24 protein-coding genes are annotated in these 24,477 nt (G+C 60.9%); 10 read left to right on the top strand and 14 right to left on the bottom strand.

The window, feature by feature from the left end:
* Nucleotides 1–5: 5 nt before the first annotated feature.
* Nucleotides 6–953, bottom strand: coding sequence for a LysR family transcriptional regulator (locus tag QCE58_RS26485; RefSeq protein WP_008353318.1), 948 nt, complete (start codon nt 951–953; stop codon nt 6–8).
* A gap of 288 nt (nt 954–1,241) precedes the next feature.
* Here QCE58_RS26485 and QCE58_RS26490 point away from each other — a divergent pair, with 288 nt between their 5' ends.
* The 4 genes from QCE58_RS26490 to QCE58_RS26505 all read left to right on the top strand — a co-directional run bounded on the left by QCE58_RS26490 (nt 1,242) and on the right by QCE58_RS26505 (nt 4,233).
* Entirely contained in the window at nt 1,242–2,582 is a 1,341-nt protein-coding gene (locus QCE58_RS26490) for an MFS transporter (RefSeq protein WP_250521686.1), read from the top strand.
* 1 nt (nt 2,583) lies between these two features.
* Nucleotides 2,584–3,102, top strand: a complete 519-nt coding sequence (locus QCE58_RS26495; protein WP_175979356.1) for a hydroxyisourate hydrolase — start codon at nt 2,584–2,586, stop codon at nt 3,100–3,102.
* A gap of 39 nt (nt 3,103–3,141) precedes the next feature.
* The gene (gene uraH, locus QCE58_RS26500; protein WP_008353315.1) at nt 3,142–3,480 is read left to right on the top strand and encodes a hydroxyisourate hydrolase; all 339 of its coding nucleotides are present in this window, start codon (nt 3,142–3,144) and stop codon (nt 3,478–3,480) included.
* A 255-nt stretch (nt 3,481–3,735) separates the two neighbouring features.
* Nucleotides 3,736–4,233 carry an H-NS family nucleoid-associated regulatory protein gene (locus QCE58_RS26505; protein WP_008353314.1) on the top strand — a complete coding sequence of 166 codons (498 nt, stop codon included), beginning with the start codon at nt 3,736–3,738 and terminating at the stop codon, nt 4,231–4,233.
* 70 nt (nt 4,234–4,303) lie between these two features.
* On the opposite strand, the gene QCE58_RS26510 is transcribed toward QCE58_RS26505, so the two are convergent.
* The 5 genes from QCE58_RS26510 to QCE58_RS26530 form a co-directional block, all read right to left on the bottom strand.
* The gene (locus QCE58_RS26510; RefSeq protein ID WP_409014174.1) at nt 4,304–4,705 is read right to left on the bottom strand and encodes a VOC family protein; all 402 of its coding nucleotides are present in this window, start codon (nt 4,703–4,705) and stop codon (nt 4,304–4,306) included.
* Between the two features lie 58 nt (nt 4,706–4,763).
* Complete coding sequence (locus tag QCE58_RS26515; protein ID WP_008353310.1) at nt 4,764–5,189, bottom strand: organic hydroperoxide resistance protein; 426 nt, start codon at nt 5,187–5,189, stop codon at nt 4,764–4,766.
* Nucleotides 5,190–5,372: 183 nt separating this feature from the next.
* A complete protein-coding gene (locus QCE58_RS26520; RefSeq protein WP_250521688.1) occupies nt 5,373–7,178 on the bottom strand; it encodes an alpha/beta fold hydrolase in 1,806 nt (601 codons plus the stop codon).
* Between the two features lie 312 nt (nt 7,179–7,490).
* A complete protein-coding gene (locus QCE58_RS26525) occupies nt 7,491–8,489 on the bottom strand; it encodes a PDR/VanB family oxidoreductase (RefSeq protein WP_250521689.1) in 999 nt (332 codons plus the stop codon).
* Nucleotides 8,490–8,554: 65 nt separating this feature from the next.
* On the bottom strand, nt 8,555–10,099 hold the full coding sequence (locus QCE58_RS26530) for a Rieske 2Fe-2S domain-containing protein (protein WP_250521690.1): 1,545 nt from the start codon (nt 10,097–10,099) through the stop codon (nt 8,555–8,557).
* A 221-nt stretch (nt 10,100–10,320) separates the two neighbouring features.
* Here QCE58_RS26530 and QCE58_RS26535 point away from each other — a divergent pair, with 221 nt between their 5' ends.
* A complete protein-coding gene (locus QCE58_RS26535) occupies nt 10,321–11,013 on the top strand; it encodes a GntR family transcriptional regulator (protein ID WP_008353303.1) in 693 nt (230 codons plus the stop codon).
* 77 nt (nt 11,014–11,090) lie between these two features.
* Here the strand turns inward: QCE58_RS26535 and QCE58_RS26540 are convergent, their stop codons facing one another.
* Complete coding sequence (locus QCE58_RS26540; protein ID WP_175979360.1) at nt 11,091–12,404, bottom strand: MFS transporter; 1,314 nt, start codon at nt 12,402–12,404, stop codon at nt 11,091–11,093.
* A gap of 120 nt (nt 12,405–12,524) precedes the next feature.
* Here QCE58_RS26540 and QCE58_RS26545 point away from each other — a divergent pair, with 120 nt between their 5' ends.
* The gene (locus QCE58_RS26545) at nt 12,525–13,436 is read left to right on the top strand and encodes a LysR substrate-binding domain-containing protein (RefSeq protein WP_008353300.1); all 912 of its coding nucleotides are present in this window, start codon (nt 12,525–12,527) and stop codon (nt 13,434–13,436) included.
* 7 nt (nt 13,437–13,443) lie between these two features.
* Here the strand turns inward: QCE58_RS26545 and QCE58_RS26550 are convergent, their stop codons facing one another.
* The 3 genes from QCE58_RS26550 to QCE58_RS26560 all read right to left on the bottom strand — a co-directional run bounded on the left by QCE58_RS26550 (nt 13,444) and on the right by QCE58_RS26560 (nt 17,070).
* A complete protein-coding gene (locus QCE58_RS26550; RefSeq protein WP_033536146.1) occupies nt 13,444–13,839 on the bottom strand; it encodes a hypothetical protein in 396 nt (131 codons plus the stop codon).
* Between the two features lie 973 nt (nt 13,840–14,812).
* Nucleotides 14,813–16,342: a HAMP domain-containing sensor histidine kinase gene (locus QCE58_RS26555; protein ID WP_250435852.1), complete on the bottom strand. Its 1,530-nt coding sequence runs from the start codon at nt 16,340–16,342 to the stop codon at nt 14,813–14,815.
* On the bottom strand, nt 16,339–17,070 hold the full coding sequence (locus QCE58_RS26560; RefSeq protein WP_250521691.1) for a response regulator transcription factor: 732 nt from the start codon (nt 17,068–17,070) through the stop codon (nt 16,339–16,341). The genes QCE58_RS26555 and QCE58_RS26560 overlap by 4 nt, the downstream gene beginning before the upstream one ends.
* Nucleotides 17,071–17,253: 183 nt before the next feature.
* On the opposite strand from QCE58_RS26560, the gene msrB reads away from it, so the two are divergent.
* Genes msrB through msrA form a run of 3 tightly spaced genes read left to right on the top strand, consistent with a single transcriptional unit; the run spans nt 17,254 to nt 20,358 of the window.
* Complete coding sequence (msrB, locus tag QCE58_RS26565) at nt 17,254–17,757, top strand: peptide-methionine (R)-S-oxide reductase MsrB (RefSeq protein WP_250521692.1); 504 nt, start codon at nt 17,254–17,256, stop codon at nt 17,755–17,757.
* Nucleotides 17,758–17,800: 43 nt separating this feature from the next.
* Nucleotides 17,801–19,621, top strand: coding sequence for a cytochrome c biogenesis protein DipZ (locus QCE58_RS26570; protein WP_008353295.1), 1,821 nt, complete (start codon nt 17,801–17,803; stop codon nt 19,619–19,621).
* Nucleotides 19,622–19,662: 41 nt separating this feature from the next.
* Nucleotides 19,663–20,358, top strand: coding sequence for a peptide-methionine (S)-S-oxide reductase MsrA (gene msrA, locus QCE58_RS26575; protein ID WP_250521696.1), 696 nt, complete (start codon nt 19,663–19,665; stop codon nt 20,356–20,358).
* Here msrA and QCE58_RS26580 read toward each other — a convergent pair.
* The gene (locus QCE58_RS26580) at nt 20,322–21,449 is read right to left on the bottom strand and encodes an aminotransferase class I/II-fold pyridoxal phosphate-dependent enzyme (protein ID WP_175979366.1); all 1,128 of its coding nucleotides are present in this window, start codon (nt 21,447–21,449) and stop codon (nt 20,322–20,324) included. The genes msrA and QCE58_RS26580 overlap by 37 nt on opposite strands.
* A gap of 94 nt (nt 21,450–21,543) precedes the next feature.
* On the opposite strand from QCE58_RS26580, the gene QCE58_RS26585 reads away from it, so the two are divergent.
* The gene (locus tag QCE58_RS26585; RefSeq protein WP_008353291.1) at nt 21,544–22,437 is read left to right on the top strand and encodes a LysR family transcriptional regulator ArgP; all 894 of its coding nucleotides are present in this window, start codon (nt 21,544–21,546) and stop codon (nt 22,435–22,437) included.
* Nucleotides 22,438–22,440: 3 nt separating this feature from the next.
* On the opposite strand, the gene QCE58_RS26590 is transcribed toward QCE58_RS26585, so the two are convergent.
* From QCE58_RS26590 to QCE58_RS26600, 3 genes are all read right to left on the bottom strand, one after another.
* The gene (locus QCE58_RS26590) at nt 22,441–22,818 is read right to left on the bottom strand and encodes a DUF427 domain-containing protein (protein ID WP_250521693.1); all 378 of its coding nucleotides are present in this window, start codon (nt 22,816–22,818) and stop codon (nt 22,441–22,443) included.
* 94 nt (nt 22,819–22,912) lie between these two features.
* Nucleotides 22,913–23,245: a DUF4148 domain-containing protein gene (locus QCE58_RS26595; protein ID WP_008353289.1), complete on the bottom strand. Its 333-nt coding sequence runs from the start codon at nt 23,243–23,245 to the stop codon at nt 22,913–22,915.
* Nucleotides 23,246–23,348: 103 nt separating this feature from the next.
* Nucleotides 23,349–24,242 (bottom strand): ketopantoate reductase family protein, encoded by an 894-nt coding sequence (locus QCE58_RS26600; RefSeq protein ID WP_250521694.1) that lies wholly within the window; start codon nt 24,240–24,242, stop codon nt 23,349–23,351.
* Nucleotides 24,243–24,477: the final 235 nt, after the last annotated feature.

Below are 24,477 nucleotides of genomic sequence, written 5' to 3' on the forward strand. Positions count from 1 at the left end.
TAGCGCTACGCGCGATGCATGTCGCGCAGCGCGCGCAATTCCTGAGCGGCCGCCGTCAGCATGCCGCGCAGCCAGACGTGCGATGCCGAGCGATGCCGCGACGGATGCCACAACTGATAAAAGCGCATGAACGGAAATTCAATCGGGGCGTCGAGCACAACGAGCGGAAGATGCTGCGCGTGATAATTCGCGAAATGCCTGCCGGTCGTGAGAATAAGATCGGTGCCCGGAATCAGGCTCGGCGCGAGATTGAAGTACGGGCAGCTCACGCGGTTATCGCGATGCACGCGCATGGTGCTGAGTCCCGTATCGACGACGCCGCGCTGATCGCGCGAATATGGCGTGGGCACGATATGCGATGCACTCAGATAGTCCTGGGCATCGAACTTGCCTGATTGCGCATAGACGCTATCGCGCGCGACCACGCACACGACATCGTCCTCCAGCAATACCGACAAATGAAGATGCTCGGGCGGATTGGGCCAGTTGCCGATCACGATATCGGGCGAGCCTTCGGAAAGCCCCTGTTCGTAATTGAATGAAGCCGAAAGCGGCACCGCAATGAGGCGCGCGCGTGGTGCAGCGTGCCTGAATTCGCGCACGACATGCGCAAAAAACGGGGGCGCCAGGTAATCGGGCATTCCGACGGTAAAGCTTTGCTCGGTTGTCGCGGGATCGAAATGATCGTCGGATACGAGCAGGTTATCGAGCGCACTCAATGCGGCCTGTGCGCTCTGCGCGAGCTGAATCGCGCGTTCGGTCGGCACCATCGCGTTCTTTTCGCGCGTAAGCAGCGGATCGTTGAAGATGGCGCGCAGACGCTTGAGCGCCGAGCTGATGGCCGGCTGCGACTGGTTCATACGAATGGCCGTGCGTGACACGCTGCGTTCCCCGATCAGCGTGCACAGCACGCGCAGCAGATAGGTATCGAATGGATCGTCGGTGCGATTCATGATGATTTCGGTGTCTCTATTGTTCGCGTGGCTGCGCCGCTATTTTGCCAGCCGGCACTGCGGGAACCGCTTCATGCGAGGCGCGCTAGGGTAATCCATAAGGCGTGAAAAGTGCGGCGAAAAACCGTGCAAAGCCCTATCGCACAAGGCTTTCGAACCCATATACATGTTGCTATGGGGCCTATTGGCTCGTCCCCCGTTCCCGATTTTTTGGCCGTTTCTATACTTGCTTCCAACCGAGCGCACGGCCGTGTCCGCGCGACGCAAACCGACTGGAAAGGAGAAACCATGTCGCTCATCAAACAGGAGATGCCGGTTTTCGCGAGCGCGGTCGAAAGCGCCGAAGCAAGCGTCTATCGCAAGGTTTCATGGCGCCTGCTGCCGTTCCTCGGCGTGCTGTGGGTGCTCGCTTGGCTGGATCGCGTCAACATCGGCTTCGCGAAGCTGCAGATGCTCGACTCGCTGCATTTCAGCGAAGCCGTATACGGTCTCGGCGCGGGCATCTTCTTCATCGGCTACTTTCTCTTCGAAGTGCCGTCGAACATGCTGCTGCAGAAGATCGGCGCGAAAAAGACCATCATGCGTATCACGATATGCTGGGGCGTCATCTGCATGTTGCAAACGCATGTCACCACGCCCACGCAGTTTTATGTCCTGCGTTTCCTGCTCGGCGCATTCGAAGCAGGGTTTTATCCGGGCGTCATTCTTTACCTCACTTACTGGTATCCGTCGCAGCGACGTGCGCGCGCCTTCGGCACGTTCATGTCGGCTTCTGCGATCGCGGGCGTGCTCGGCGGTCCTCTCGCCGGCTGGATCATGACGTCGATGGGCGGCGTGCACGGCATGCACGGATGGCAGTGGCTCTTCATCATCGAAGGTATTCCGTCGGTGCTGGCCGGTGTGTTCGCGTACTTCTACATGACCGACAAGCCCGAGCAGGCGCGCTGGCTTTCCGATGATGAAAAGCGCGTCGTGCTCGATGCCCTGCAACGCGACAACGCAGCGATGGGCGAACGCGGTCACGACTGGCGCTCGCTCTTCAAGAACCGCAAGGTGTGGCTGCTGATCGCGATCTTCTTCTGCCTGCTGTGTGCGAACTCGACACTCACTTTCTGGATTCCCACCGTCATCAAGGACGTTGGCATCAGCACGCCGATGGCGGTCGGCTGGATCGCAGCGGTCGCCTATTTGTGCGGTGCTGCGGGCATGATCATCAACGGCGCGCACTCGGATCGCAGCAATGAAGTGCGCTGGCACTTCAGCGGTGCGGCAATCGTCGGAGGCATATCGATGGCCGCGCTCGCGATGCTGATGGGTTTCGACAAGATCTCGCCGGTGATCGCGCTGCTCGCGATGACCGCATCGCTCATCGGCACCATGAGCGCGATTCCCGTTTTCTGGCAATTGCCCAACCGCTATCTCGCTGGCAGTGCGGCCGCAATTGGCGTGGCGCTCATCAATTCCGTCTCCAATCTCGCGGGCTTCGGCGCGCCCTATGTGATGGGACTCATCAAGAACGCGACGGGCAAGGTGACGACCGGCCTGTACGTCGTGGCCGTAATCGAAGTGCTGGCCGCGGTGCTCGTGATCGTCGGCATCCGCAAGCTCGGCAACAAACAAGAGGCCTGACATGCGCGACAAGAACACATCATCCCCTGCATTCGACGTGAGTCGCCGTCGCTTTGCTCTGCAATCTGTGGCACTTGGCGGCAGCATGCTGATCGCGAAGACGGCGCTGTCCGCCGATGCACCCGCGCCGAATCAGACGACCGGCCCGGTGCAACAGGATGGCCTGAGCCCACGCCTCACGATGCACGGCCTGGACACATGGCATGGCACGCCCGCTTCGGGTATGCGCGTCGAGCTGTTTGCGATCGACGACGGGCGTTCGAAGTTCCTTCAGACGATCACGCTGGCTGCAAGCGGACGCAGCGAGCCTCCCCTCCTGATCGGCGATACCTATCGCGCGGGGACTTATGAGTTGTTGCTGCATGTGGACGAATACTTCGCCGCACGCAAGGCGGATCTTCCGCAGCCGATGTTTCTCTCAAAGATCCCGCTGCGCTTTCGCATCACGGACGTCAATCAGCGCATTCATTTGCCGGTGCTGTTCGGACCGTGGAGCTACAACTACTACCGCGGCAGTTGAGCCGGAAAGTACTCGAACGCGAGATCAGGAGAAAACATCATGGCCGCAGGCATTACCACGCACGTACTCGACGTCGCACTCGGCAAACCCGCCGCCGGGATGCAGATCGAATTGTTCGATATCGGCAGCGAGCCGCCCACGCTGCTCGCGCGCACGCGCACCAATCGCGACGGACGCACCGACTCGCCGATCCTGCCGGCGGCGCAAGCGCGAGCGGGGAATTTCGAGTTGCGCTTCTGGGTCGCCGATTACTTCAAGACGCCCGATGTATTCGCGGACGTCGTGCCGGTTCGCTTCACGCTCGCCGATGCGACGCAGCACTATCACGTCCCGCTGCTTTGTTCGCCTTGGAGTTTCGGCACCTATCGCGGAAGTTGAATCAGCGCTTACTGCAATTGACGATTGATGTTTCGCAACATGGAGACGCGCACGAACGGATAAGAAAATGTCTAAAGCAACTTCCATTTCTTATTCGAACCGGAGTGAAATCTGGATTTGCAATGTGCGTCTCACCACTTACCGTCCTGGAGCGATATTCTAGACTTTCCACTGCTACGCATTTACACGAATCTCCTCTAGCGCATTGCGGATGTGCATGGCATAGTGCGATCGACGATCTATTAGAGGTAACTCATGTCAACGCTAGAAAGTATTCAGGCGCGTATCGAAGCACTTCAAGCGAAAGCGGATGCGCTCGTTGCAAAACAATCCGAGAATGCGCTGCAAAAGATTCATCACCTGATGTCGAGCCATGGATTGACCATCTCGGACATCGAAAGCTATTCCGGTTCACGCAAGAAGGCGGGCAGTTCGGCTTCCGCGAAGAAGCCCGGCGCAGTCGCCTATCGGGATCCAAAGACCGGTGCGACCTGGAGCGGCCGCGGACGCGCGCCGGGCTGGATCGCCAATGCAAAGGACCGTAGCAAGTTTGCGGTTGGAGCAAGCGCGCAGGGAACCAAGGCCAAAGGAAAAACGCGCGCTGCGGTCAAGCGCAAAGCAAAGGGACAACCGCGCGGTCCTCAACCCGCGCTCTATCGCGATCCGGAAAGCGGCGCAACGTGGAGCGGTCGTGGCCGCGCACCCGCATGGCTCGCATCGGTTAAAGATCGGACACCGTTTCTGATTGCCTGACACTGTATTCACGCAAACGGCGGAGTTCGTGCACGACTCCGCCGTTTTCTTTGCGGTCCGGAGTTTCAATCTATACACGCGGATCGAAATCGAATTCGATCCTGATGCCGCCCGGTTCGTAAATCATCATGTGGCGCTTTGGACCGGCTCCTAGCAGTTCCGGCGCGAATTCCACTGCCACTCCCGGCCATGTCGACACGCGCTCGAGAATCGTCGCGAGTGCGGCTTCATCCGTTGCGCGCAATGCGAGATGATGAAGCCCGATATTCGTTCGCCGATCGAATGCTATAGGCGCCGATTCATCCTTCACCTGCCATAACGTAACCAGCAGCTTTCCGTCCGATACGAATACGGCGGGATACTCGGACCGCTCGCCGACGATCTGCCAGCCGAGACATTGAACGAAAAAGTCACGCGTTGCGTCGAGATTGCGCACAGTGAGACCTACGTGATCGATTCCAGATGTCAGCATCGCTTCCTCCGCGTGCATTCGAGCGTTCAGGAGAAAGGCCCCCGAACATTCGACATGCTTATGCCAGCGTCAATTTGACGTCGATATTATTGCGCGTTGCATTCGAATAAGGACAGACGATATGCGCCTTGTCTACAAGCGCCTGTGCCTCGCTGCGATCCATTCCCGGTAGCGAGATCTTCAATTCGACCTCGATGCCGAAACCGTTCGGGATTTGACCGATGCCCACGCTGCCATCCACCGCGACATCTTTCGGCAGCGTGATCTTGTCGCGAGCGGCGACGAATTTGATCGCGCCGATAAAGCACGCGCTATACCCTGCGGCGAAGAGTTGCTCGGGATTGGTGCCATCGCCACCACCGCCGCCGAGTTCTTTCGGGGTTGTCAGCTTGAGATCCAGATTGCTTTCGGGCACGGTCGCGCGGCCGTCGCGCCCGCCAGTGACATGAGCATGTGCACGGTATAGAACCTTTTCAATCGACATCGCCAGACTCCTGTGCGTTGTGTTGAGCGGATCTCGCGGCGCGCATGTGCCGGACGAAGTCCGCCGACATGAGTTCCCCACTGGACGCTGCCCGATATGGGCACGTTCCAATAGCGAAGGATACTCAAGTCACGGCGAGCTCGCCTGACGCATGACCGACGCGCCGAAGCAAGCTCGCTTCAATCACAAGACGACGGGTTCTCTGCCTGAAAAGACCGGATCTGCAACGGGCGATGTGTTTTCCTTCGCGATACGTTCGCACACCGCAACCACATGCGCCGAACCGGTCGTCATGAAGAGGGCGTGATCGAGGTCCGAAAAGATCGCCATTCGCACGGATGGATAGCGCGACAGTCGCGCGCCCTGCTTGCCGAAATGCGCGGCGATCAGATCCATGCCCGCATCGTACGCGCCATAGACGAGCGCTGTCTTTACGCCTTTGGCATCGAGCGCACGAATGATCGGTCCCGGTTCGGTCGCGAGCTCCGGCGCCGTGCTGCTCAGGCGGTCGAGCCTCAACACATCGACGATACGCGAACGCGCGCGCGTCGCCATATAGCCGAGCACGAAGCGCAATACGCGCATCAACTGCTTTTCGCCGCGCAGGATCGCTTTCCATTTCTGTGGATCGAGCATCGAGAATGCATAACCCGCCATGGAATTGCGCGTCGATTGACGCAAGCCGTCGGGCGCGACGTCCGCCGGTCTTTTAAACGTCGGCAGATTGACTGTGACGACACCGTTGATCGCATTCTCGGCGACCGCCGCCTTGAGCGCGTGATAAGCGCCCGAGCACACGCCGAATGCAAAGATCGACTTGTAGCCCTGCCGCGCGAGCCAGCGTGCGGCGGCCGCGGTGTCGTCAGTCGCGATCTGGTTATAGATTCGGCCGAACGCCGTATCCGATTGCACTGCGCCGGGCGCGGCCGGACTGTCGCCTCGGCCTCGCGCATCGAAACGCAATGATGCGATGCCGCGCCGCGCAAGCTCGCGTGCAATGCGAACGGATAGCCGGCTGTCGCCGACGCGCGCACTCGCCGATGTATTCGCAATGAGAAACACCGGACCTCGCGCGGCCCCCGTGCGCGGCTCGCACAAAATGCCGAAAAGCTTTTCGTCGCCGATGCGTACTGGGCGTTCGATAGCTTCGGGTGTGTCTATCTTTAGAGCGGACCAGTCAAAGGCATCGGCCGACGACGGCGCTTGCCTGTTTGATGAATCCTTGCCAGCGATCCATTCCACGACTTGGGCGAACGCTGCGCGCGGCAATGCGTTGAATGCAGTTTCCTGAAGAAAGCCAGTGAGATCTTCGAACGGACGCGCCTGTGCTTCCACGCCCTTTTCGATGAGCGCGTCGCACAATGGATCCGTGCCGCCCGCCTTCATATTCATGACCAACGCGCGACGCGCTGGTGCCGCCGCAGCGTCTCTTACGCTCGCGACGAGATCGATCGCCTGCAATGAGCCTTTGAATTCATCGCTATAAACCTGGCCGAGGACGTTGAGCCGCGCGTCGTCCTTTTGCATCTCACGCAAAGGCGGTGCAAGCAGTTCGAGCCATGTCTTGCGCACGATGCTCAACTCGCGCATATACACGCGGCCACTCGCAACGGGTGCGAGCAGTACGAGGTCATCGACCGGTTGACGCAATGCGGCCTCGAGCGCGAACGCGGCGCCCACGCGAAAGCCGCATAACGTGACGTGCTCTATGCCTGTCGATGTCTTCAGCCATTCGATGGCCGCGTCGACGTCATCGACCGACGATTGGAATTGATCCGGTGCGAGATCGGCGCCCGCCGAGTCGCCCGTGCCTCGATAGTCGAAACGCAGCACCCATATGCCTCGCGCGGACAGCGCTTCGGCGAGATGCCGCATGCCGCTATATGTCCACACGTATTCGTGCCCATAGGTATTGCTGAGCACTACGCCGCGCGTGCCGCTTCCGGCGTGCAGCCATCCGAATCGGTTCCCGAATACAACCGGTCTCATATCGATCTCGTCCTCGTCTTTGGTGGCGCGCAAGGATCGATGACTCGTCGTCCCGTTCTTGCAATGCCTGGCCGTCAACGTCCCGCCGAATGCGGGATCGCGAGGTATTGAGACGATTATATTAAGCGTCCTCTTCGTAACACGGCTTGCACCGGCGAATAGGTGCGAATGAGCTACCTATTGGCGCATAAGACATAGCTTGTGTGAGCTACCGCTCATTTCTTTATGCAAGGTTCGTCGGCATAACGTCAGATTGGCCGCAGACGAGTCCCCTCGCCTGCCTATATGACTTTTTGGAAGATCGATTCTCTATCAGAGATCCAATACGAGTACCTTGCTCGTCGCACGCGACACGCACGCGGTCAGAAAGTCGGTCTTTTCTTCTTCGCTCATGATGCAGTCGTTGTGCTCGACGTCTCCTTCGAGATAACGCACCTTGCACGTACCGCACAAGCCCGCGCAGCATGATGTGTCGATGAACACGCCCGCTCTCGCCAGTGCATCGGCAATGCTCTCGTCCTTCGTCACTTCGATTTCCTGTCCTGTGCTCGCGATACGCACGATGAAGCTGTCGTTCGCATCGTTGGCGGCCTGCTCGCCAGCGTTGCGCTCAGGTGCCTTGAAGTGCTCGAAATGCACCGTTCCGGACGGCCAGTGCCGCGCCGCATCCGCGCACGCTTGCATGAAGCCGCCTGGACCGCAGTAATAGACGTGCTCGCCTTCGCCGGGCGCATTCAGCAAGTCCCCGATATCGAGGCCCGCCGATGGATCGCCGCCATCGAAATGAAAATGCAGACGCCCGCTTGCGCGCATGAGCTCGAATTCCTCGGCGAACGCTGCGCTGCCCGCATCTTTCGCGCAGTAATGCATTTCGTATTCGATACCGGCATCGTCGAGTTCATGCGCCATCGCCTTCAATGGTGTGATGCCTATCCCGCCCGCGATCAGCAACACGCGGCGCGCGCCGTCGACGAGATGAAAGTTATTGCGCGGCCGGCTTACACGCACGATGTCCTGCACGCGCAATTGCTCGTGAAGCGCCTTCGAACCGCCGCGCCCGCGTTCATCGCGCAATACGGCGATCACATAGCGATGCCGCTCGCGTGGCGCATTGCTGATCGAATACTGCCGCACGACGCCGCCCGCGAGATGAATGTCGATATGCGCGCCCGCTGTGAAAGGCGGCAATGGCGCACCGTCGGGATCGACGAGTTCGTATGAATTGATGCCTCGGCCTTCGAAGCGGACCTGACGCACGAGCAGATTCAAGGTCTGACTCTGCGCGTCGGTCGAGATGGATTGTGTTGACATGGTCGACTTCCTCGAATCGATGATCCCGCATCGCGAGAGCGCCGTGCGCCCTCGCGTCGGCCGGCTTATTGCTTCATCGCGAGTTCGAGTTCCTCGAAGCGTTCGCGTACGAATGCGGCACGCGCATCGCCCTTCAGCTTCTCGCTTTCCGCAAGGATCGCAACGATCTGCTTCGTCACCTTGCGACGGCGCATGACTTCTTCTTCGACGGTTTCGCCTTCGGGGATCTCGAACACATTGCCCGAGCAGAAGCTATTCGGCGCGCCCGCGTTCTCACGAAACCATTCCGCGAAGTTTTGCGCCGACGCGGCCGGATTCGAACCGCGCAACGCGTCGCGCAGCATCTTGCGGAACAGGAACAGGCCCGCGTCGAACTTCGTCGGATTCTCGAGCGCATGCACCGCGATTGGCCGTTGGCTGATGATGGCTTCGTAGTCGCCGGGCGCGTATTGCGCCTGCTTGTAGTTCGCACGCTCACGATGATTGGGCGGAATCGGCACGATGTCCTCGATCGTGTATTCGGCGAAGCGCTCGGGACGACGCATCGCGACCTGGCCGTCGAGGAAGTCGATCGACTCATAGCCCACCAGTTCCTTCTTGCCGATACCGCGCGTATCGATGCCGGGGCCCATGACGCGCCAGCCGATCATCTTGCTGTTTTGGTCGTCGACCGGAACCGTCCATCGGATGATATGAAAGCGGCTGAAGAGCTTCTTCTTCGAACCATCTTCCGATGTATAGGCATGCAGGCTCAGATTTGGCAGCACTTGATGCTGCACGCGCACGAACAAGCGGTCCTTGTTCACGCGGCGCGCGCCCGCGCACGCGAGACTGCGGCCTTGTTGGACCGGCTGAAAATGCATGTCGGGCGCGACTTCCATCGACGCTGCGCCGACTTCGTCGAACGTCGTGCCCTGGAACTGTCCTTTCACCACGTTCTTCGCGGCATGCAATGCGGTCGGATGAAAGTTATCGGCGGCGTTGTCCTGAACCTGCAACCAGTTGCAATGCTGGAAATTGCTGTAGGGCACGAGTTCGTCGCCGGGCATCACGGTGTAGTCGCCTTCCCACTCCGGAAACGGCGGCTCGTTTTCCGGCGGTCCCATGTAAGCGAACACGAGACCGTGACGCTCGACTGCCTTATACGCACCCTGCCGAATGGAACACGCGTACTTTTCGGCCTCTTTCTCTTCGCCCTTCGGAAACGGCACATGCAGGCACGCGCCGTCCACGTCGAACACCATGCCGTGATAACAGCACATGATGCCGCGCTCTTGAATCGCGCCGTATTCGAGCGATGCGCCGCGATGCGCGCAATGCGCGTGCAGCAGACCCACACGCCCGCTGCCGTCGCGGAATGCCACCAGTTCTTCGTTGAGGATCTTCAGAAAGCGCGGCGTGTCGGTCAGCTCCATCGACATGCAGACCGGATGCCAGAAGGCGCGCATGTATTCACCCATCGGCGTCCCGGGGCCCGTCTCCGTCAGTTCCGGATCGTGGCCCGGCACCTTATTCACGTAGTAACCGCCGTAGGGCACGAGCTTCTTGACTGTCGCGGCCGCGCCGCCGCTGCTCTGATGCCCTTCCAGCTTGTCCGATTTGATGGTCATGGGAAATCCTGTTTCGAGTGGGGTTGAATCGATCGATGCCTGAGACCTGAATTCCGGCTTCCGAACTCCGAACTCTGTATACAGAGATTAGCGATGTGGATCGGCGTTGTCTCTATGGGTAAACGTGAATGAAAACAGGCACGCGATAACGTTGCGTTGACGCGTAAGGCCGGCCCGCTGTACCCTTGCCGTATTCTGTATCCAGAATTTACGCTCGAATCATGCCCGCCAAACTTCTCAAGCTCCAGGCCCGCACCGACTATGTCGACGAGGTCTACAAAGTTCTGCTCGACGCCATCAGTTCGGGTTCGCTCGCGCCCGGCACGCGCATCACGCAGGAAGAGATCGCCGAACAGCTTGCGGTTTCGCGCTCACCCGTCCTGCAGGCGCTGCGTCTGCTGAAGAAAGACGGTCTTGTCGTCGATGCGCCCGGACGCGGTCTCCTCGTCACGCCGCTCGACCCCGCATGGATCAGTCATCTCTATGAGATTCGCGGCGCGCTGGATTCGCTCGCTGCGCGTCTCGCCGCCGAACGCGGCGCGAAGATCGACAAGGCGATCATCACCAATGGCAGGCGCGCGTCGAAGAGCGACGATGTCAAGGCGATGATCGATGCCGACATGGCCTTTCATAACGCGATCTACGTGGCATCGGGCAATCCGTTGATCGCCGAGACCGCGCAGACGCACTGGGTTCATCTGCGCCGCGTGATGGGCGCCGTGCTGCAGGCATCGGGACAACGCAAATCGATCTGGGACGAACATGCTGCCATCGCGGCGGCCATCGCGGAAGGCAACGGCCACCGTGCCGCCGAACTTACCGATCTGCATACCGCCAACGCGCGAAGAAACCTCGTCGAACGGCTCGGCGTCGTGCTGAGCGAGCAACGCGAACGGGAATCGGAAGCAACGTGATCTCACGCACGGGTTGCGAGTTGCATCGACGGCGAAAGCCCCTGTTTCAAGGGGCCGTTTCGCTTGGCGTGCGCGAGTCAGTCGCTGCGACGGCGGCTGTTCACGAGCGCGGCGGGCACCGCGAACACGAGCAGGCTGCCGATCACGCAACTCGCCGCGAGACCGAGCACGCCGCTGCCCGTCGAACCCGACTGCGTCTGGATCACGCCGATGAGCCAGGGACTCACGACGCCCGAGATGCTGCCCACGGAATTCGCAAGCGCAAGGCCCGCGGCTGCAGCGCCGCCGCTGAGAATCGCGGGCGGCAGAACCCAGAACTGCGAGATGGTCGTGACTACGCCCATCGTCGCGAGCGTGAGACCGATCATGCCGAAGAACGTGGAGTGCGCGTACATCACGCTCATAAAAAGGCCGAGCGCGCCGACGAAACCCGCGCCCGCAAGATGCCAGCGTCGCTCGCCACGCTTGTCCGAGCTATGGCCGACCGCGAGCATCGCAATGGCGCCCGCTGCATAGGGAATCGCCGAGAGCAGGCCGATATCGAGCGGATCGGTCACGCCGCTCGCCTTGACGAGCGTCGGCAGCCAGAAGCTCACGCCGTAGAGCCCCATCGTGAAGAAAAAGTACGTCACGGACAGCAGCAGTACTTTCGGATGCAACAATCCATCCTTTACCGAATGCAGCGCATGCGCCGGCTCTTCGTCGCGCAGATTGGCTTCGAGCATTGCTTTTTGCGAGTCGTTGAGCCACTTTGCATCGGCGACCTTGTCGTCGAGATAGAAGTACGCGACCACGCCCAGAACGGCCGTCGGAAGGCCTTCGAGCAGGAAGAGCCATTGCCATCCCGCGATGCCGTGCGCGCCGCCCATATGCGTCATGATCCAGCCGGACAGCGGCCCGCCAACGACGCCGGACATCGGAATGCCCGTCATGAAGAGCGCGGTTACTTTGCTTCGGCGCGAAGCGGGAAACCAGTACGTGAGATACAGCAGGATCGCCGGAATGAAGCCTGCTTCGGCCACGCCGAGCATGAAGCGCATGATGTAGAAGCTCGTCGGCGTCGTGACGAACATCATGCCGGCAGAGATCACGCCCCACGTCACCATGATGCGCGCGATCCAGCGACGTGCGCCCACGCGCAACAGAATGAGATTGCTCGGCACCTCGAACAGCAGATAGCCGACGAAAAACACGCCCGCGCCCGCACCGTAGACGGCGTCGCTGAAATGCAGATCGTTGAGCATCTGCAACTTCGCGAAGCTCACGTTGATGCGATCGAGATACGCGCACAAATAGCACACGAAGAGAAATGGCAGCAGACGCCATGTCACCTTCGCATACGTCGACGATTCATCGCCTGTCAGATACGCAACCGGACTGTGGGAACTCATGCTTTGTCTCCTGGTTATGTCATGCGTCTGGATCGCTCACATGTTCGTCACCTCAAACCAGAAAGACAAACGATGCCTGTTCATCCATCCATGACAGGCTCTCATGCATAAGGTGTTTCCATGAGGCGCATTCCGAACTTCGTACTCCTGCGCGCATTCGAAGCAGCCGCGCGTCTGGAAAGCTTCACGCTTGCCGCAAGCGAGCTTCATCTCACGCAGTCGGCGATCAGTCATCAGGTCAAGGAACTCGAGCAGTATTTCGGTAGGCCGCTCTTTCATCGGCGCAACCGGCGCGTGGAGACGACGTCCGAAGGCCGTCGCCTGCATGAAAGTCTCGGACGCGTGTTCGATGTCATCGAAGCCGCATGCGCCGAAGTCACGCTCGATCCGCTCGCGCAAGTGCTCGCCGTTCATTGCGCGCCGAGCTTCGCCGTGAAATGGCTCGGGCCGCGTCTGCCCGAATTCATGCAGGCCCATCCGAACGTGACGATACGTCTGTCGTCGGACGCTGAGCCCGCCGATCTCGCACGCGCGCGCGAAGTCGACGTTGCCATTTCATATGGCTTCGCACACGAACGTGCCGGTGTCGTCTCGCGCGCACTGGGCACGGAGCGCATCATCCCGATGTGTTCTCCGTCCTTGTTGCAGGAAGGCGTGCCAGCGCCGGAGCACATTGCGAGGATGACGCTGATCGACTCGCAACTCAGCCGTGTGACGTGGCCCGGCTGGTTCGAGCTCAATGGGCTCGACATGCCACGCGGGCCGCGGCCTTCGTTCGACCGTGCGGCGCTCGCGATATCCGCGGCGGTGGATGGCATGGGCGTCGCGCTGGAAACGACGCGCCTCGCCGAGCGCGAGCTTGCGCGCGGCGATCTGATCGAGTTGGGCGCGGGTGTGTTCGCGCCGCTCGCAAGGGAGACGCACTTTCTCTCTTATCGCGCCAACGAACGTGATGTCGAAAAAGTGAAATGTTTCTGTGACTGGGTGCTGGCGAAGGCTGGCCTCGAAGACGCGAAAGAAGTCGAAGCGTGAGGCGAAATCATGCCGCCTGTCTCGCCCGCTCCTCCTCGACCATCCGGGCGTGTGCATACACGCGATCGCGTTCGCGCGCGACGAGCGTGCGCTTGCGTGCAAGCGTCTGTCGATGATATTTCGGGTCGCCCATCTGCATCACGTATTCACCGTGACGATGACGCAGGTAGCGCTGGAAAAACTCGGCGCCCGGCAAGCCGCTGTCGAGCGCCATGAGCACGCCGTAGTCGATGTCGTGCACATCCCCGAGTGCCTTGATTGCGGATTCGAGCGCGGCATAACGCTGCGGCAGTGGCACCCCCTTGTCGCATAGCGCATGAAAGCGCTGATAAGTCAGCACTTGTCCGTGCGATGCACACCGCCATAACACTTTCGCAAGCCGTTGACTGAGTTCCGTTTCCACGTTTCCTCCCGCAAGGTGCGCGGATCGTATGAGTGTGACATTCCACCGTCATTCGGATTTCGAAGACGGCATGCGGTTGCCTGGAAAATCACCTGCAACGCCAGAAGATGTGCGCAACGCTCGCCATTGCGCCAAATCGCCTTGCGCGCATCGCCGAAAGCGTCATGCAATGCGGCCAGGTCGAAGAAACCTGTCTATGAAGATTCAGTTGAGCACGTTTTAATAATTCGCATGTTTCTATTTCCCACGCTGAAAGAAAGAACTCATATAGCGAAGAACACGAAATGCGATAAACGTCTATGCTTATTAGACCTTTCACAATGCACATATAGCATTGCGCACGAATCCGCACCGCTGCATGATGCAGCAGTGGACTCGCGGGAACCTTCTGACACGAGCGACTCGGCGCGACTTGTGTGCGCTTTCGCTTAATATTGACCTCGGCGGGTCTTATTGATTGCCACGCCACAGCGCCGTAACTTTTGACCAGCAACCATGCGCGGCGGCTGCGACTCGATTACATGCTAGCAAACATATTGCAGGAAACCAAGGAAAGATTCCACATGAAAGAACGTTCCGCGCTTTCGCGCGGCTGTCGTTCGGCATTTTTTTCCATCGTCGCCTGCGGCCATATCGGCCGATCAATTCGCAATGCAATGAAGAGGAGCCTCTAAAGAAACCATATAACTTGCTTAAGCAAAGACGCCACGCAGATTACGCGCCGTTTCACCTGCGCCGCTCGACGCGCACTTCACACGCGGCACACTTCTTAAGATTGGTTTAAGTCTGAGAGACTAAAACGTCATCAAACGCGGGCAAGATAGTGCCCCTTGCAATTTGCTTCGTATCGGTTTTCACGAAAACGTCCACGCGGATGGTCAGGCCGGGCAACGCCGCACGCGCAATCCAACAGCGCGATCAGGCGCAGGCGACGACCATCCCATTCAGCCCGGCAGAAATGCCGGGCTTCTTTTTAACCGCGCCCTCCGCGCACTTGCGGCGCGCCATTGCCGGTCTGCGTAATGGCGACGGGCAGATCGAAGTGAAACGTGGTGCCCGTGTCTTTCGAATCGATCAGGCGAATCTGGCTGCCGTGCAATTGCAGCATGCGTTGTACGATGAGCAGCCCTAGCCCGCCGCGATGCGCGCCGCCCGAAGCGAACGGACGCATGAAAAGCGCCTTGCGCATTTCCGGCGGAATGCCCGTACCCGTATCGCTGATCGTGACTTCCACTCTGTCAGATTGTTCGCGCGCAAGTGCAAGTGTCACGTCGACGACGCCTTGCGCAGGCGTATGACGGATCGCGTTATCGAGCAGATTCGTGAACACGCGCTCGATCATGCCGAGATCCGCCGTTACGTTCGGCAAGCGTGGCGCGATCTGGGCATTCAGGCGCACGCCCCGCGATTGCGCGGGCAGTTCGAACTTTTCGAATACGTCCTGCACCAGATCGGCGAGAGAGAACGCCTCGGCTTCGGGCGCGACCATGCCGTGTTCGAGTTTCGCCAGTTCGAACAATGACTGCGCGAGATGACCCACCTTCGCGCTCTGTGCAAGCGCGATCGACAGATAACGACGCCGATCGGTATCCGGCAGCGTGTCGGACTTGAGCGACAGCGTCTCGAGATAACCATGCAGCGATGACAGCGGCGTGCGCAAATCGTGCGAGATGTTCGCGACCATCTCGCGACGCTCGCGATCCTGCTGACCCAGCGCGCGCCACTGCTCGCCGATGCGTTCCGCCATCTGCGCGAACGCGCTTTCGAGCACGACGATCTCGTCGCGTTCGTTCGCCCGCGCATCGGGCGTGTCGATGCGCGCGAGCGCCGGCGGTTCTGCTGGCGCGCCACGCGCGTCGAACTTGCGCATTGCTTCGGTGAGGCGGCGCAGCGGCCGCGTAACGAGCCCGAATGCAACCAGGCCCGCGACGAGCCCGAGCAATGTGACGAGGCCCATCGACGCGAGCGTGGTGCGCAACACCGCGCTCGCCGATGCCTTCGCAGCCAGCGCATCGTGCTCCTCGCCGAGCAGCACGACATAGACATAGCCGAACGGCGGCTTGCCGGGCGCGGCGAGCGGCGCTGCGCTGAAGACTTTGCGCTTGCCCTCGCTGCGCGGATCGTCACCGAGAATCGGCAACACGGCGCCGTCGAGGAACTGCCGCACCGGCGCGAGATCGACATGATCGCGCTTGAGATGTCCGGGCGGCGCATCGTCGGCACGCACGCGCCCCGTGTTATCGAGCAGATAGACTTCGACGCTCGGGTTCACCACCATCAACTGACTGAAGAGCCGGCGCACGGCGGGCGCATCGATGTCGTTGGCATCGGCGAGCGCGCCGTCACGCGCGATATGCGCCGCAAGCCCGCGCGAAAGACTCTGAATGACTTCCTTCTCGCGCAGATCGCTCGCGCGAATCTGCAGCCACGCCGATGCGCCGCAGCACGCGAGCAACAGCACGCAGAACACCGCGAAGAGCCGTTGCGACAAGGTGAGTTTCACGGCGCGCCAACCTTGCCGTCAGGCGATTGCGCCGCGAGCTTATAGCCGTGGCCCCATACCGTGAGAATGCGCTTCGGATCGGCGGCATCTTTCTCTACTTTCGCGCGCAAACGATTGATATGCGTATTGACCGTGTGCTCATAACCTTCATGCCGATAACCCCACACCGCATTGAGCAGGTCCATGCGCGAGAACACCTTGCCCGGATGACGCGCGAAGTGATAAAGCAGATCGAACTCGCGCGGCGTGAGTTCGATGCGCGCGCCATCCACCCATGCTTCGCGCGCGAGCGGATCGATCGCGATGCCCGCCACTTCGATGCGCCCCGTCTCCAGCCGCGAGTCCTTCGCGACCGCATTGACGCGGCGCAGCAGCGCCTTCACGCGCGCGACGAGTTCGAGCACCGAGAACGGCTTCGCAAGATAGTCGTCCGCGCCGAGTTCGAGGCCGAGAATGCGATGCACCTCGCTCGAACGCGCGCTCGTGATGATGATCGGCGTATAGCGTGTCATCGCGCGCGCACGCCGGCAGATTTCGAGGCCGTCGACGCCGGGCAGCATCAGATCCAGAATCAGCGCATCCCATCCGCCCTGTTCGAGCAGGCGCAGCCCTTCGGCGCCATCGGCGCTATGCACGACTTCGTAGCGTTCGTCGCGCAGGTTGAGACTCAGCACATCGGCGATATGCATGTCGTCTTCGACAATCAGAATGCGTTTCGGATGATCCATGAGGAATGTTATCGGCAGAGAAAAACACGCGCGCCCAATCCGCAGAACAATGGACGAGCGTCTGTGCCATTGTGCAGAAAAGCGCGCGGCCAAGTATCACATTTAATTTAACTTTCGGTGAGGACTCGGGGATGCGCGCGCGAATACGATGCCGCTACACCACTCGAACACGAGGCACGCATCATGCAAACCCGCCGCCGCTTTCTCCTCACAGGCACCGCGGCCGCCGCCGCAGCGTTCGCACTGGGCGGACGCTTTCGCGCGCTCGCGGCCGATCCGAAGACGCAGGAAAGCTTCGAAATCGTCCATAGCGACGATGAATGGCATCGTCTACTCGATCCGGTGCAATTCGACGTATTACGCCGCCAAGGCACCGAACGCCCTTATACGAGCCCGCTCAACGACGAGCATCGCGCGGGCACGTTCAGTTGCGCGGGTTGCAAGCTGGCGGTGTTCTCCTCGCGCACCAAGTTCGACAGTCATACCGGCTGGCCCAGTTTCTGGGCGCCGCTCGATCATGCGGTCGCGACGCGCATCGACGGCTCGTTCGGCGTCGTGCGTACCGAAGTGCATTGCCGGCGCTGCGGCGGTCATCTGGGCCACGTCTTCGACGACGGTCCGAAGCCGACGGGCCTGCGCTACTGCATGAACGGCGTCGCGATGAACTTCGCGCCCGGCGCAGCCTGAATCGCGCCAGCACTCCGATCAACCTCGACCACCCGATACCATCATGCTGCTCATCGTTCTTGCCTATCTCGGCGGCGCGCTGACGATTCTCAGTCCGTGCATCCTGCCGGTGCTTCCCTTCGTGTTCTCGCGCGCGGATCAGCCGTTCGTGAAAAGCGGCTTGCCGTTGCTCGCGGGCATGGGCCTGACCTTCGCCGTCGTCGCGACGCTCGCGGCCGTCGGTGGCGGCTGGGTCACGCAGGCCAATCAATACGGTCGCTGGGCGGCCATCGTCCTGCTCGCAGTGTTCGGCCTCACACTGCTGTTGCCGAGTCTCGCCGAGCGCGTGATGCATCCGCTCGTGAGCGCGGGCAATCGTCTCACCGCATTCGCGCAACGCGGCGACGGCAAGCCGAGCTTCGTCGGATCGTTCATGCTCGGCATCGCGACCGGTCTTCTGTGGGCGCCCTGCGCAGGCCCGATCCTCGGACTCGTGTTGACGGGCGCGGCGCTCAACGGCGCGAGCGTCGGCACGACTCTGCTCCTGCTCGCGTATGCAGCGGGCGCGGCGACCTCGCTCGCGGTTGCCTTGCTGATCGGCGGACGCGTGTTCGCCGCGATGAAGCGCTCGCTCGGCGCAGGCGAATGGGTGCGGCGCGGCATCGGCGGGGCGATGCTGCTCGGCGTTGTCGCGATCGGGCTCGGGCTGGACACCGGCGTGCTCGCTCGTGTATCGACGGTCGCGACCTCGGGCATCGAACAACAGCTCGTCGACAAGCTCTCGAACAAGAACCAGGGCGCGATGATGATGTCCGCGAACACGGCGAACGTCGATAACAACGGACCCGCGATGATGCGCGCGAGCACCGAGCCGCCGAAGTCGCCGAACCCCGCGCCGCTGCCCGTGGAAGGCACGCTGCCTTCGCTCGATGGCGCGGTGCAATGGCTCAACTCGCCGCCGCTTACAAAGGAAGCGTTGCGTGGCAAGGTCGTGCTCGTCGATGTATGGACGTACTCGTGCATCAACTGCCTGCGCACGTTGCCGTATGTGAAGACGTGGGCGCAGAAGTATCGCGATCAGGGGCTCGTCGTGATCGGCGTGCATGCACCGGAGTTCGCATTCGAGCGCAACGTCGATAACGTGAAGAAGGCGGTTCACGATCTCGGTATCGATTATCCCGTTGCGATCGACAACAACTTCGCGATCTGGCGCGCGTTGAATAATCAGTACTGGCCGGCGCATTATTTCATCGACGCCAAGGGGGATATCCGCTATCACCACTTCGGCGAAGGCGATTATGCGCACTCCGAGCAGGTGATTCAGCAACTGCTTGCCGAAGCGGGTCACGGCGCCGCGCCTGCCATGGCGATGAGCGCGAAGCATGACGATAACGACATCGGTCAGGGCGCGATGATGCAGGCCGACAACGCGGACATGCGTTCGCCTGAAACGTATATCGGTTACGAACGCGCGCAGCAGTTCATGTCGCCGGGCGGCGAAACGCAGGATCGCATTCACGACTATGCCGCGCCCAACGCCCTCGACGTCAACGACTGGGGACTCGCGGGCGCGTGGAAGGTCGGCGCCGAGCACGCGACGCTCGAAGGCGCGACGGGGCGCATCGTGTATCGCTTTCATGCGCGCGATCTGCATCTCGTGCTCGGGCCGTCGAAAGATGGCAAGCCGGTGCGCTTTCGCGTGAGCATCGATGGCGCGGCGCCGGGCGCATCGCATGGCAGCGACATTCAGGCGGACGGAAGCGGCACCGTGACCGAACAGCGCCTCTATCAGTTGGTGCGGCAGGCGGGCCCCGTCGCCGACCGCACGTTCACCATCGAATTTCTCGACCCCGGCGTCGAAGCGTATGCCTTCACGTTCGGTTGAATGCGACTTCTTGAGGAGCAGACATGTTCAGGACCAACAGCATGACATTCAAGGCCGTCAGCGTGGCCGTATTGTTCGCGGGCGCGTTCGCACTGCAGCGCGTCGCGCATTCGAGCGAGGAAGCCGTGAAGATTCCGCCGCCCGCGCATGACGAAAGCGCGACGGCCGTGCATACGGAAACGGCCGTATTCGCGGGCGGCTGCTTCTGGGGCGTGCAAGGCGTGTTTCAGCACGTTCGCGGCGTGAAGGAAGCGCTGTCGGGCTATGCGGGCGGCGCGGCCGGCACGGCGCAATACGATCGCGTGAGCGAAGGCGATACCGGTCATGCGGAATCGGTGCGGATCACGTATGACCCGGCGCAGGTGTCGTACGGCAAGCTGCTGCAGATCTTCTTTTCGGTCGCGCACGATCCGACGCAACTGAACTATCAAGGCCCCGATCACGGCACGCAATATCGCTCGGCCGTATTCCCGACGAACGCAGCGCAGCGCGAGATCGCCAATGCGTATATCGCGCAGCTCGACAAGGCGCATGTGTATGGCGGCAAGATCGTCACGAAGATCGAAGACTACAAGGGCTTCTATCCGGCCGAACGCTATCACCAGAACTATCTGACGGAGCATCCGGAAAGCCCTTATATCGCGATCAACGATCTGCCGAAAGTGGCGAACCTGAAGCAGATGTATCCGGACGCCTATCGTCAGGACGCGGTGCTCGTGACGGTCGCATCCAAATAGGCATCGACGATCGCGAGCACATCGGGCATGTTGCGCCTGCCGAAACCGAGGCGCACATGCTCGTCGCCGTGATCGACCAGCGTCGAGGGCAAGAGGAGCACGCCCGTGCGTTCGAGCAGTTCTGCGCAGAACCGCTCGGCGCCTTCGCGCTTCAACCGCACGAAACCGATCGTGCCCGCGCGCGGACGATGCCACTCGAAACGATCCGCATGGCGCGCGAAGAAGGCGTCTAGCACGCCCAGATTCGCGCGGATGATCGAAACATTGCGTTCGATAAGCGCATCAGTGTGGCGCACTGCAATCGCCGACAGATACTCGCTCGGCGCGCTGTTGCTGATGGTGAGATAGTCCTTGAACGTGCTCATGCGTTCGAGCACTTGCGCGCTCTTCGTCGCGATCCAGCCGAGGCGCAGGCCGGCGAGCCCGTGCGTCTTCGAGAGCGCACCGAGTGAAATCGCGCGCTCGTACACATCGCATGCGGCGGGCAGACGATCCGCGCGATCATGTTCGAGCCCGCGATACACCTCGTCGCTGAATAGCCATAGTCCATGCTTGCGCGCGAACGCGACGATCGCATCGAACACGTCGCGCGACGGCAGATAACCGGTCGGATTGTGCGGCACGCACATCACGAGCGCGCGTGTGGCCGGCGTGACGAGCGTTTCGAGCTCCGCCGGATCGAGCGACCAGCCCGCTTCTTCCCGCGCCTTCCACGGCGCAACGCTCACGCCCAGCGCCTCGGCCACCGTGTAATGCGACTGATAGCCCGGCATATGCACGATCATGTGATCGCCTGGCGCGAGCATCGTGTTCATGAACGAATAGATCGCTTCCTGAGCGCCCGTGTGCACGATGATCTCGTCAGCATCGATGTTCTCGTACAGCGTCGCCAGTTCGCGCCGCAGCGCGGGTGCGCCGGGATATTCCGTATAACCGAGCCAGGTATCGCGCAGACCGTCGATCGAGTCCGGTTCATATGCAAGCAGTTCGCCGATCGACATCGATTCGGGATCGGAAGTGCACAACAGATGGCGCGCGGTGAATTCGTGCTGCGAGAAATAGCGTTCGAGTTTGAACGGGTTCGGTTGCATCGCGTCGCTTGATCGGAATGGAAGAAGGCTCTAGTTTGCGCGTCTGATGTACATTCACACAGCTAAACTTTCTAATTCCGATTAAGGAACGCTAATGCTCGAGTACGCTCTCCTCGATTCGCTGCTTGCCGTCGTGCGCACCGGTTCTTTCGAGCGTGCGGCGCGCGAACTGAACGTCACGCCTTCGGCCGTCTCGCAGCGCGTGAAGCTCCTTGAAGAGCGCGTAGGCGCCCTGCTCGTCAAGCGCGGCCAACCATGCGAAGCAACCGCTTCCGGCGCGCTCTTGTGCCGCCACACCGAACGCGTGCAATTGCTCGAAGCCGAACTCGGCGGGCACATGCCAGCCTTACCGGGCGCGCAGAGCGGGCGGCGCGCGAAATTGCGCATCGCGGTGAACGACGACAGCATGAGCACATGGTTCATCGACGCCGCGGCGGACTTTTGCATCGAACGTGAACTGCTGCTCGATGTCGTCGTCGACGATCAGGATCACACGGCGCAACGCATCCGCGAAGGCGATGTGCAAGGCGCGATCACCACGCAAGCCGAGCCCGTTCCCGGCTGGCGTTCGATGAAGCTCGGACGCATGCGTTATCGCGCGGTATGTTCGCCCGCGTACTTCGCGCGCTATTTCGCCGATGGCCTCACGCGCGATGCGTTGCGCCGCGCGCCCTGCGTCAATTTCAACGAAAAGGATGAATTGCAGAAGCGCTTCATCAAACGCATGAGCCGCGCGGAGATCGAACCGCCCGCGCATGTCGTGCCGCATGGCGAGGGCTTCGTGCGCGCGTGCACGTCGGGGCTGGCGTGGGGAATGTGTCCGCAACGGCTCGTCGCGCAGCACGTCGAAAACGGCGACCTGGTGGAAGTGTCGCCCGGTGCGCGCTTCGACGTCGATCTTTACTGGCAGAGCTGGCGTCTTTCGATCGGCTGGCTGGACGACTTCAGCGCGATGCTCAAACATCGCGCCAGATCGTTTCTCGATTGAGCATTACGCTTCGCGGGTTTCGATCGAATCCACGCGATCTCGATAGAACGCGAGATGATCTTTTATCGACGCAACAGCCTCATAAGGAGACTCATACGACCACACCGCGTTGGCCGACTTTTGTCCACCTGAAGGGATACTGTAATAGTTGCACTCACCCTTGTAAGGGCAGTATGTCGAGTGCGACGTGCGTTCGAGTTGCGACATGTCCACGTCCTTGCGCGGCACATATAGCACCTCGGGATACGATGCCTCGCGCAATGAAAGCGCTTCGGTCGTATCGGCGATCACGCGTCCGCCCGCTTTGACCAGCACGCGCGACGGACTGCGCTCGATCGTGATCGGATGATCGGGACCGGGAATCTTGACGGCTTTATCCATGAGTGTCTTCCTGCGAACGAACGCACCATAGCGAACGGAAGAATCGATGGTAACGCCGTTGCGTCGAACACGCAGAACCCGGCCCCTCGCAGCATCAATGACCGAAATAAAGGGGCTTGGTGCCGTCGTTGTCCATCCGCGGCATCGCGCGCATGCCTGCAGCCGAGCGGCCGCTGGTCGCGCCGCCGTAGGAATTCATATCGGCGTTATAGGCATTGTTCTGCCCCGATGCGCGGCGCTCGGCGCGCTGGATATCCGACGGATACGAAGTCTGGTCCGAGCGCGACGGATCGTAGCCCGCTGCTTCGACCTGCCTCAGATCTTCCTTCACCTGACCCCGCGTAAGCGACGAATCGGTTTGCGCGAATGAAAGCGCCGGCGCCACCACTACAGCGGCGACGGCCACGGCTTTGACGAACGATTTCATGGTGAACCTCCGGTATGTTGGCCTGCGCACGGTGATTTCTGTGCGTGCTTCATACTCAGCATCGCCCGTGCCCGGCAACGACCGTCGTCCGTCTAAAACGCGCCTACGAACCCTTGCGCTCGATTGCCTTGACGAGCGCATGCAGCACGCGATTCGCCGGCGTCGGCACGCCGAGCGCTTCGCCACGCCGCACGATCAGCCCGTTCAGATGATCGATCTCGCTCTTCTTGCCGCGCGCGAGATCCTGCGCCGTCGACGAGAACTGATTCGGCATCGTCTCGGCGATACGGCGCACGGCGGCATCGACATCGCCGGGAATCGTCACGTTGTCCGCTTTCGCGACCGCAAGGCATTCGTCGACGACATCGCGCATCGTGCGTGTAATGCCCTCGCCCTGCACGAGCTTTCCATAAGGCAACTGCGTGATCGCGGACAGCGCGTTGTAGGCGCAATTCAGCACGAGCTTCGCCCATAGCGCGCCGCGCACGTTGTCGGAGATTTCGGTCGGCACGCCCGCCGCCACGAGCGCACGCGCAACGCCTTCGCTCTTCGTCGATGGCTCGATCACGAGTTCACCGCGTCCGTTGTGCTTCACGTGCCCCGGCCCCGCCATTTCCGTCGCGACGTACACGACAGCGGCCGCCGCCTCTTGCGGCAACAGTTCGCGCAGGCGCTCCGCATTCTCGACGCCGTTTTGCAGCGACAGCAGCAGCGCATCGTGTTCGAGATAAGGCGCGAGTGCCTTCGCGGCGCTTTCGGTGTCCGTGGACTTCACGCAGAAGAGCACGAGTTGCGCGCCCTTCACGGCGCTCGCATCGGTGCTCGCGGCGACGTGTACCCGTTCGTCGAAATGCTGCGTGTCGAGCCGCAAGCCGTCGCGTTCGATCGCCTCGACATGCGTCGGCCGCGCGATCAGCACGACCTCGTGACTCGCGCGCGCGAGCATGCCGCCGTAATAACAACCGACCGCGCCCGCACCCATGACGGCGACTTTCATGTTTCGCTTCTCCCGTTGCGATGTTGAACTGTGGCTCGAAAAGGTAACACATGGCTGCGGACGGTTCGTTACGTCACGGATGTTGCGCAAACGCTTGCGGACTTCGCATGGATTCGCGCATCTGCCCGTGTCCACGCGATTTTGTGGTCGGACGCACCATAGTCAGTCGAATTCGCGGCTCACCATATTGTTAAAACGGGCCACGCACAATACGCTTCTTTCAGCGGATCGACGA

The sequence above is a fragment of the Caballeronia sp. LZ028 genome (assembly GCF_031451415.1).
GTDB classification, from domain to species: Bacteria; Pseudomonadota; Gammaproteobacteria; order Burkholderiales; family Burkholderiaceae; genus Caballeronia; species Caballeronia zhejiangensis.

Excerpts from the sequence above, each read along its gene's own strand:
- QCE58_RS26485 (WP_008353318.1), bottom strand. The coding sequence starts at position 953 with ATGAATCGCACCGACGATCCATTCGATACCTATCTGCTGCGCGTGCTG.
- QCE58_RS26490 (WP_250521686.1), top strand. The coding sequence starts at position 1,242 with ATGTCGCTCATCAAACAGGAGATGCCGGTTTTCGCGAGCGCGGTCGAA.
- QCE58_RS26495 (WP_175979356.1), top strand. The coding sequence starts at position 2,584 with ATGCGCGACAAGAACACATCATCCCCTGCATTCGACGTGAGTCGCCGT.
- uraH (WP_008353315.1), top strand. The coding sequence starts at position 3,142 with ATGGCCGCAGGCATTACCACGCACGTACTCGACGTCGCACTCGGCAAA.
- QCE58_RS26505 (WP_008353314.1), top strand. The coding sequence starts at position 3,736 with ATGTCAACGCTAGAAAGTATTCAGGCGCGTATCGAAGCACTTCAAGCG.
- QCE58_RS26510 (WP_409014174.1), bottom strand. The coding sequence starts at position 4,705 with ATGCTGACATCTGGAATCGATCACGTAGGTCTCACTGTGCGCAATCTC.
- QCE58_RS26515 (WP_008353310.1), bottom strand. The coding sequence starts at position 5,189 with ATGTCGATTGAAAAGGTTCTATACCGTGCACATGCTCATGTCACTGGC.
- QCE58_RS26520 (WP_250521688.1), bottom strand. The coding sequence starts at position 7,178 with ATGAGACCGGTTGTATTCGGGAACCGATTCGGATGGCTGCACGCCGGA.
- QCE58_RS26525 (WP_250521689.1), bottom strand. The coding sequence starts at position 8,489 with ATGTCAACACAATCCATCTCGACCGACGCGCAGAGTCAGACCTTGAAT.
- QCE58_RS26530 (WP_250521690.1), bottom strand. The coding sequence starts at position 10,099 with ATGACCATCAAATCGGACAAGCTGGAAGGGCATCAGAGCAGCGGCGGC.
- QCE58_RS26535 (WP_008353303.1), top strand. The coding sequence starts at position 10,321 with ATGCCCGCCAAACTTCTCAAGCTCCAGGCCCGCACCGACTATGTCGAC.
- QCE58_RS26540 (WP_175979360.1), bottom strand. The coding sequence starts at position 12,404 with ATGAGTTCCCACAGTCCGGTTGCGTATCTGACAGGCGATGAATCGTCG.
- QCE58_RS26545 (WP_008353300.1), top strand. The coding sequence starts at position 12,525 with ATGAGGCGCATTCCGAACTTCGTACTCCTGCGCGCATTCGAAGCAGCC.
- QCE58_RS26560 (WP_250521691.1), bottom strand. The coding sequence starts at position 17,070 with ATGGATCATCCGAAACGCATTCTGATTGTCGAAGACGACATGCATATC.
- msrB (WP_250521692.1), top strand. The coding sequence starts at position 17,254 with ATGCAAACCCGCCGCCGCTTTCTCCTCACAGGCACCGCGGCCGCCGCC.
- QCE58_RS26570 (WP_008353295.1), top strand. The coding sequence starts at position 17,801 with ATGCTGCTCATCGTTCTTGCCTATCTCGGCGGCGCGCTGACGATTCTC.
- msrA (WP_250521696.1), top strand. The coding sequence starts at position 19,663 with ATGACATTCAAGGCCGTCAGCGTGGCCGTATTGTTCGCGGGCGCGTTC.
- QCE58_RS26580 (WP_175979366.1), bottom strand. The coding sequence starts at position 21,449 with ATGCAACCGAACCCGTTCAAACTCGAACGCTATTTCTCGCAGCACGAA.
- QCE58_RS26585 (WP_008353291.1), top strand. The coding sequence starts at position 21,544 with ATGCTCGAGTACGCTCTCCTCGATTCGCTGCTTGCCGTCGTGCGCACC.
- QCE58_RS26590 (WP_250521693.1), bottom strand. The coding sequence starts at position 22,818 with ATGGATAAAGCCGTCAAGATTCCCGGTCCCGATCATCCGATCACGATC.
- QCE58_RS26595 (WP_008353289.1), bottom strand. The coding sequence starts at position 23,245 with ATGAAATCGTTCGTCAAAGCCGTGGCCGTCGCCGCTGTAGTGGTGGCG.
- QCE58_RS26600 (WP_250521694.1), bottom strand. The coding sequence starts at position 24,242 with ATGAAAGTCGCCGTCATGGGTGCGGGCGCGGTCGGTTGTTATTACGGC.